Source organism: Candidatus Latescibacterota bacterium (assembly GCA_019038625.1).
In the GTDB taxonomy this organism is placed as follows: domain Bacteria; phylum Krumholzibacteriota; class Krumholzibacteriia; order Krumholzibacteriales; family Krumholzibacteriaceae; genus JAGLYV01.
Genome location: JAHOYU010000126.1, coordinates 1 through 7877 on the forward strand (window position 1 = coordinate 1; position 7877 = coordinate 7877).

Sequence of the window (7877 nt, forward strand, 5' to 3'; positions counted from 1 at the left end):
TTCATCGCCTTGATCTTGAAATCGGCGTTGATCGGCTCACCTTCCGTCGATTCCATCTCGCATTCGAACGAGGGACGGAATTTCTCGAAGACTTCCTTGAGATTGTTGCACCGTACCGGCTCAGGGCCGGCTTCTTCATCGGTGTTCAGTTTTGCCACATAGAGAAGTTTGTTCGATGGTAGGAGCTCTACCGGGATCGAGTCATCTTTCTTGACCCGCTCGGTCGCCCCGAGTATGAATTTCGCCATCAAATCCTCCTTGTTGAATGATTCCTTCAGTCACTTTTGACTACGGTAAACGAGTAGTCATCGTCCTTCAAGTCTATCCGGACCTCGTCGCCCGGGTTGACAGAGCCGGTGATGATCTCTACCGACAATTTATTGATGATCTGCTTTTCTATTATCCTCTGAATCGGCCTCGCCCCCAGTTCGATCGTATATCCTTCCCTGGCCAGTTTCGTCTGGGCTTCATCTGACAGTGTTGCCGAAATATTCTGGTCCTCAAGAAGGACGCACAGCTGCTTGAACTCCAGGCCGGCGATCTTTTCCACCTGTTCCTGCGTGAACGGACGGAAGACAATGATCTCGCTTAGACGGTTGAGCAGCTCCGGCCTGAACTTACCGAACAGGAATTCGCGTATCTCATCCATATCCGGTTCCCTGCCCTCACGATCCGCTTCGAGAATTTTATCAGCAGCATAATTGGAAGTCAATACAACTATTGTATTTGAGAAATCGACCGTCCGTCCCTGGCCATCGGTCAACCTGCCATCGTCAAGAAGCTGGAGGAGGATGTTGAAGACGTCCGGATGTGCCTTCTCCACCTCATCGAACAGGACGATGGAAAACGGTTTCTTGCGGACAGCCTCGGTGAGCAGGCCACCGGCCTCGTACCCGACATATCCTGGAGGAGCTCCTATCAGTTTGGCCACCGAATGGGTCTCCATGAACTCTGACATGTCCATCCTTACCATCGCGTTATTGTCGTCGAAAAGGAACCCGGCCAGAAGCTTGGGCAAGTATGTCTTTCCCGTACCTGTCGGCCCGAGGAAGAGAAACGACCCTACCGGCCTGTTGGGCAACTTCAACCCCGCTCGCGACTTACGTATCGCGTTGCAGACAGCCTTTATAGCGTTCTTCTGGCCTATGATCTTCTCCGAGAGATGATCCTCCATATTCAGCAGGCGGTCCTTCTCTGCTGTCATCATCTTCGAAACAGGAATGCCTGTCCTGCGAGCTATAACCGCCCCTATATCGCTTTCATGGATCACCGGTTCGAGTTCTTCGACCACCTTCTTCAGCTCGGAGAAGAGGTCTTTCTTTTCCTTCAGGATAGTCCCGATATCCTCTTTCTTTATTCTTTCATAGGGAAGGCTTGCATGGGTCTCCCTGTCGAGCCTGTGCCCCCAGTATTTCTGCAGCGTATCGACATCCTTGATGAGCGAGTCGTAGGCTTCAGCCAGTCCCTCACCCTTCTTATCTTTTGCAAGTTTCTCGACCTCACCGAACAGCGGCTCGGCGATGTCTATCTTCTCGCCGGCCAACTCCTTCTTCACTGAAAACTCCGAAGCCGCTTCATCGATGATATCGAGGGCTATGTCGGGAAGGTTTCTTTCAGAGAGATAACGCTGGGCCAGCTTGACAGAGGCGACACGCGCTTCCTCTGTAAAGGTGACTCCGTGATGTTCCGCGTACTTTCCCTCGACCCCGTTCACTATCTCGACAGCCTCCTCGAATAGGGGTTGGCCGATCTTGACCTTCTCAAAGCGACGGACCAGGGCCTTGTCCTTCTCAAGGTATTTCGTATACTCCTCCTCGGTCGTCGCGCCGATCAGCCTGAGCTGCCCCCTCGCCAACGCGGGCTTGATGAGGTTCGCCGCGTCCATACCGCCACCCGATCCGGAACCGCAGATAGTATGTATCTCATCTATAAAGAGGATGACCTTTCCGGCACCCTTTATGACTTCGCTGATAAGAGCCTTGAAACGTTCCTCAAACTCACCCTTGTACTTCGCTCCAGCGATCAGGGCCCCCATGTCGACTTCGAGTACCTTTGCCTCCTGCAGGGATTTAGGGACCTTTTTGTCGATGATAGCCTGGGCGAACCCCTCTACTATGGCCGACTTGCCCACTCCCGCTCCACCAACCAGGATCGGCGAGTTCTTCCTCCGCCTCAGCAGGATCTGGACCGTCTGCTGGAGCTCGTCCTCCCTTCCGATCATCGGGTCAAAACTCCCCGCGGCAGCCTGATTAGTCATATCTGATGTGTACTTGAGGCTTCCTGCGATCTGCTCGGCCGACTTCTCCCCCGGAGCTCCTCCAGCTGTACCAGCTCCACCACCCTTTTTGTCTGAGGGAGCCGTTATCTCCTCAACAGCCTTGATCTCGGCGATGGCCCTGTAGATATCCTCTTTCGTGAATTCGACCTTGTCCCGTACGTAGCCGGAAAGGGCCGAACGTGGGTCGAAGATCGCGATAAGAATATGCTCCGGTTCGACAAGCGCGTCATAAAGCTTCGCCTTTTCATCAAGAGCATTATTAAGCACAGTCTGGACTGCCGGAGAGACCGCCGCCTTCTCCCGGCCTGTCGATTTTGCAGTCTGATCTTTCAGATAGATATCGACGATCGATTCCACAAATGAGGCTGGCTTGCCGAGCTGGTTGAGTATCGACTCCACTTCGGTCGATTCGTGCCTGACGACAGCCATGAGCAGATGCTCAACATCGATCTCGACATGCTTGAATGTGACCGCGATCTCCTGTGCATTCTTTATCACCGACCTGGAATCATATGAGTAACTGGAAATATCCATAATGAAGGACTTCTCCTTTTAGGGCTGTTGATCAGTTTCTATCTGACTGCTATACTTGTAAGGACTGTATTTTCATGCTATTCCGCTGTGAACCGACTTTAGATTTCATCAGACGATAAGTCAAGCGTAAATACCCACCTGATCCGCTATTCACCCGGCCCTGTAGAGGGGAAACCTTCGATCCACAGAAACGGCGGCCTCTCACTCTTCCATCTGACACCGAATGTATCCTCGCAGAATTTCTCGATCACTTCGTAGTCCGCGTCGCTGCTGACCGCGTTGTCGAAAAGAAAGAGCTTTTCCGGATAATTATACCTGAGTGCTTCAACAAGGAATATCCTCAGCGACCTGATAGAGACATTCGGATTCTCTATGACAAGGTCTGTACGCATCTCATTCGCGACAGCCGTAAGCACTGCCGGAGTACCGATATATCCAAGCAGCTTCGCCAGATGTCCCTTCTCCCGAGGATCGGTCTCTGCCTGGAAAATGTCGATGAATTCCTTCTCGATCTCTTTGTTCCCGAGAGATGCCGCCGCGATGCGCGTCTCGACCTCTTTCGCCCATCCGGGATTCTCCATCAGCAGATCAATTGCCTCGGTCGCCTCGGCAGTCTTTATCTTTGCGATCACCAGGAGAAGCACCTGGTCCGGATGAAGCTTCAGATTGTCCGCGAGCTGCCTGCTGAAAAGTTTCAAAGAAGATGCAGGCACATTCCTCAACAAATATCCCAGGCAGATGTCCCTCGCTGAAGTCTGCCGGGAAAGCACATCACCAGCCAGCATCGCGATCACTGACCTGTCCCGGATCAGGTCTCCGCCTTTCAGGTAAAGAGGGTCTACCCGCTTTCCAAGGTCAGCCAGAAGATGACATATCTGTTCACGGACATGTTCCTCTTCCCGGGCTAGAGCCCTGCCGAGTTCCTGCAGGATCACGGCATCGGGGAGGCCTTCTGTCAGATACATGCCGGCGTCCCCACCGAACTCACCACCTTCTCTGAATCTTTCTATCTCTTCCTGGATCTCACTCAACTTTCCGCTCTCCTTCCCCGACCCGCAACCGCAGATGCCGGCGGTACATATAGTAATCAACGCTGCCGCGACACAGAACGCGGCGAAGAATCTTTTTAATCCAGTTCGATTCGTTTTCATCAGCGTTTGACCCCTGTCAGGTCGTTCAATCGCGAGACACCTACGTCCTGTCTATGGTGTCCCACTGGTTCTCGTTCCCTCCGGGAGGGTCATAATGTCTGGGCAGTTCCTTGAAACGTATCCTCGTATCGGTACTGCCTGTATGATAATTCATCACGCATTCGAGTTTCTCCACATCCAGCAACTCGAGGAGCTCGTGCCCGAATTCGTGACCGATCACCTTGTTGACATGTTCTTCGGTATCGGTATCTTCCTGGACCCAGGCCGGATTACCGCTCAATCCTCCGAGCGGCCACCATATGCCCTCCGTGATCGGATGGGCTTTGGTCAGAGGACTGGCCAGAGTGATGACCCTGGTCGTTGTATTGGTAGCTGTGATCTCTATTGTCTCGTAATTTCCGGGGCCTCCGAACCTGTACTCCCTGGGAGTGAGATAGGCCATCGTCCGCTCACCGAGGTGCGCTCCCATCGTTATCGTCGGATTCCCAATAGAAGCCACCGATCCCAGATTAAAAAGCCAGGACAGCTTTTTCACTATTGCTATCTTTTTGCCCGTACCGGTGAGAGCGTCCGTTACCAATTGTTGACCGGCCGAGATCCTTCCCGCCTCAAGGACAAGAGCCCCGGCGCCGTCTGGATCAAAATTGACGTCGAGCGCTCCTCCGTCACTACTGTAGTCTGTCAGCCTGATCGTCGTGACGGCCTGCTTGTAAAATCCTCTGAGAGCTGTCTGGGTGTTAGCGACGCTGAAGCTTGGCCTGGTCAGCCTCGTCGGGGCCGACGTGCTGTCCCAGACCTTGGCGACCTTTGCGGTATATGACTTCTCCGCGTAGACATTTACGGCAAGACTGGCACAAATCGGACCGTCATCGGTATTGGCCCTCGCGTGAATCAATGTCTCTGCCTTGGTCTTGTTTTTTCCATCGATAAACAGGGTGAACGTCATAGGAGGCACGCCGTCAAGGACAGCCTCGGCTGTCGTGTCATCATCAGAAGTGAAACGGATAAGCCCCGGACTCGCCCCGCCAGTTACGGTGACCTGGACCCGCGTACGCGTATTCTTTTTTACCGAGATATGCGGAGTCTCTCCATCCGGCGTATGATCGTCCATATCGGCACCCATCCCATCAAACGAGTACCCCTGGATAGATGACGCAGCAAATGTCACAGTGAAAACAGTGACCCTGGTGACTACCGAAGGCATCTGATCTCCGCCCTCGGGCGTGAAACGGAGTTCGATCGCCTCAGACAAGGCTCTTTCACTCACGTCGTCGCCAGCCGTTATCGTGACTGTATCTGTAGTCTCGTCGGAAAGTGTTATCTTCGAGCTGGATGTGGCCCACGCCCAGGTTCCGGCTGTGTCCTCGTCCAGCACCGCTCTCATGCGTACCGATCCACCCGCAGGGATGATCGTCGAGGGGCGCGCGGTCCCGTCTACTGCCCTTATCCTGTATGGAGGGGGAGCGGTGAATTCTGCTGTCCCGCCGCTCGGAGCCGGCGCTACATTACCCTCCGCCCCGGGAATGTAGACCCTGTCCCCTGGCAGCAGTCTGTCCGGGCCACTGCGTGTCTCGCGAAGCTCTTCATTGTTATCATCATTCCATATCGCCTGCCATCCCCCCTCCACCCTGTGGGTGCGGGCGAGTGCCGAAAGCGTGTCTCCACTTCTCACTGTATATTCGAAACCGGGCAACCCTTAACCCTCCTGTTGACTTTCCGCCTGTCCTTCCTGATCCTCCCGCTGTCCCCCCGATTGTCCTTCCTCTTCCTCCTGCTGAGTCCCGGACTGCTCTTCAGAATCTTCCCCATCCTCTTCCTCTCCTCCCTGAGTCTCCTCCTGCTCGACTTCATCGGCGGGAGGGTCGACCTGCCTCATGTCGGGGAACTCGACCTTTACATGTCCGGGGGGGATACCTTCTTCCCTTGCTTTCCCATCAGAATCGAGGTTCCCGTCCCTCGTAGATCCATCGGGCATGTGCAGCACATAACGTTCGTCCGCTTTCGGGACATTGCCCGCGTCCCTGAGTACTATCTCGATATAGTCCTTGAAGGTCAGCAGTCCCGACTCCTGTCCGGCACCGGCCTTGAACCCTTTAATATCTATGATGAAAAAATACTCTGGCGGATTATACTCTCCACCATACCTGCCCACTTCCTCGCTGGTCGGTAGTTCATCGGCATCTTCGTGATACTCGTATTCCCACTCGAGCTCAAGTTTCATATCCCTTATCTCAGCAGGAATCTCTACGATCTTGTCGTGCGCACTATCGTTGTCGTATTCGAGTATAGTGACAAGGGCTTCAGTACCTGCCTCGACCCTTTCAACATCAGCAGTGAGCTTCAGGACATCGCCCCTTCGAGCCTCCTGCGCGCTCCAGGCCATATTGGTAATAAGCGGCGCGGGATATACGGGGATCCGGCTCGACTCGCCGTCGATGCTGTTCGCGGATAATTTAACCTCGAACCAGATCATGTCGCCGGGCTCTACGTCTTCCGGGATGTCGATCTCACCTGTATATTTGTTCGCGTTTATTGTGTCCTTGATCTTGTCGAATTTTTTGCCGCCCTCGCTCTTTCCCGAGATCTCGATCTTCGCTCCATTTCCGACAAAGACGGTCCCGACCTCAAGCCTGGCAGGATATCCGGAAAATGCGGATCCCTGGGACCAGTCCGCGTAGATCAACCCCGAGTCGAGCTTGATCTCCTCTTCGGAGTCTACCGGTTTTTTGAATTCAGACTCGGGCATATTCAATCTTTCGTTGGTTCATATGTTCCAGGAAGCAGCCCTTCGACCAGCTTTTTAACCTGAGCGCCCAGCATCTTGTACGACTTTTTCGAAAACTCCAGATCGAAACTGTATCCATACTTCTCGCGGAGTATGAATATATGTTTCTTGAATATCTTCACGCCTTCAGTGGGTATCCATCTATATACAAGTTCATAGGTGGGATAGCATCCCGGTATCGTCGTTTCCTCGTCCTTGAGTATTTCGACCCCGCTAATGGACTGAAGCAGGGGCTGAGTCCTCATCCTGGCGAACTCCGCCACATCAGTCTGCTGAAGGTTGCGGTCGATCACGAGCGTAAGCAGGTGTCGCTGGTCGTCGATGACCGGCCCATTGAAATGATAGACCGTCTGATCCTGCCATCCTTCCGGCAGTTCGAATCTGAAGCGATCGATAGTTTCCATAATCGTGATCTTCCTCTGTTATCCGTGACAATACTACCCGAGACAGTATAATTTACTGTCACTGATTATGTATATCCTTCCCTGCGAGTCGACCGCAGGCGGGATGCCGAATTCATCTCCCTCTTTTGATATGATGCTTTCAAAGATCCGTTCACCCGCGGGATCGTAGAGATACAGTACCGCACCGCTGTGTACCAGCACGTAATTTCCTTTTGTTACCGTCAGGACGGCCTTTTCGTCAAAAAACGGAGGTGTCGACCATTTTAATTCTCCGCCGGCCAGGCATTTCAGGCACATGTTATCGATCAGATAGACATGTCGGTCTTCCCCGCAGGCAGGGGGCTGCACAAGCGCCGGCGCGATCAGAGAGTTCGTCCACAGCTCCTCTCCTGTCAGCAAAAATGCCTTGCAGAACATCTTTGCTCCCTCTTCATCCTCCATACTCCCTGTCAGTATAAGCTCGCCCTCCAGGCTGAGCGATGCCAGGACGGGATCGATCATTCCTGTCTTGAATTCTCCTTCGACTTTTCCATCCTCAGTATTGTACAAGGTCACCGTCTCCCCGACTATGCAGACCAGCATTTTCTCATCGGACGACAGGAGAGCGTGATTAATAGTCCCCGGAAATTCATATTCCCATACATTGTCCAGATCACGACACAGGAAACGATAGATATAAAAACTCTTCTCCCGATGGCTGCGGACACCGGGGTCCTGCACTACAC

Annotated in this window: 7 protein-coding genes; all 7 read right to left on the reverse strand. The window is 53.3% G+C overall.

What is annotated here, in order from left to right:
* A partial coding sequence (locus KOO63_09975) for a hypothetical protein (protein MBU8922131.1) occupies window positions 1-248 on the reverse strand: 248 nt, incomplete at its 3' end.
* A 26-nt stretch (window positions 249-274) separates the two neighbouring features.
* Complete coding sequence (locus KOO63_09980) at window positions 275-2812, reverse strand: ATP-dependent Clp protease ATP-binding subunit (GenBank protein MBU8922132.1); 2538 nt, start codon at window positions 2810-2812, stop codon at window positions 275-277.
* A 146-nt stretch (window positions 2813-2958) separates the two neighbouring features.
* Window positions 2959-3963: a hypothetical protein gene (locus tag KOO63_09985; protein MBU8922133.1), complete on the reverse strand. Its 1005-nt coding sequence runs from the start codon at window positions 3961-3963 to the stop codon at window positions 2959-2961.
* Window positions 3964-4003: 40 nt separating this feature from the next.
* On the reverse strand, window positions 4004-5656 hold the full coding sequence (locus KOO63_09990; GenBank protein MBU8922134.1) for a LysM peptidoglycan-binding domain-containing protein: 1653 nt from the start codon (window positions 5654-5656) through the stop codon (window positions 4004-4006).
* A 3-nt stretch (window positions 5657-5659) separates the two neighbouring features.
* Window positions 5660-6709: a hypothetical protein gene (locus KOO63_09995; GenBank protein ID MBU8922135.1), complete on the reverse strand. Its 1050-nt coding sequence runs from the start codon at window positions 6707-6709 to the stop codon at window positions 5660-5662.
* A gap of 2 nt (window positions 6710-6711) precedes the next feature.
* Window positions 6712-7152: a DUF1795 domain-containing protein gene (locus tag KOO63_10000; protein MBU8922136.1), complete on the reverse strand. Its 441-nt coding sequence runs from the start codon at window positions 7150-7152 to the stop codon at window positions 6712-6714.
* Between the two features lie 33 nt (window positions 7153-7185).
* Window positions 7186-7877, reverse strand: a 692-nt coding sequence (locus KOO63_10005) for a hypothetical protein (protein ID MBU8922137.1), incomplete at its 5' end; no start/stop codon positions are given.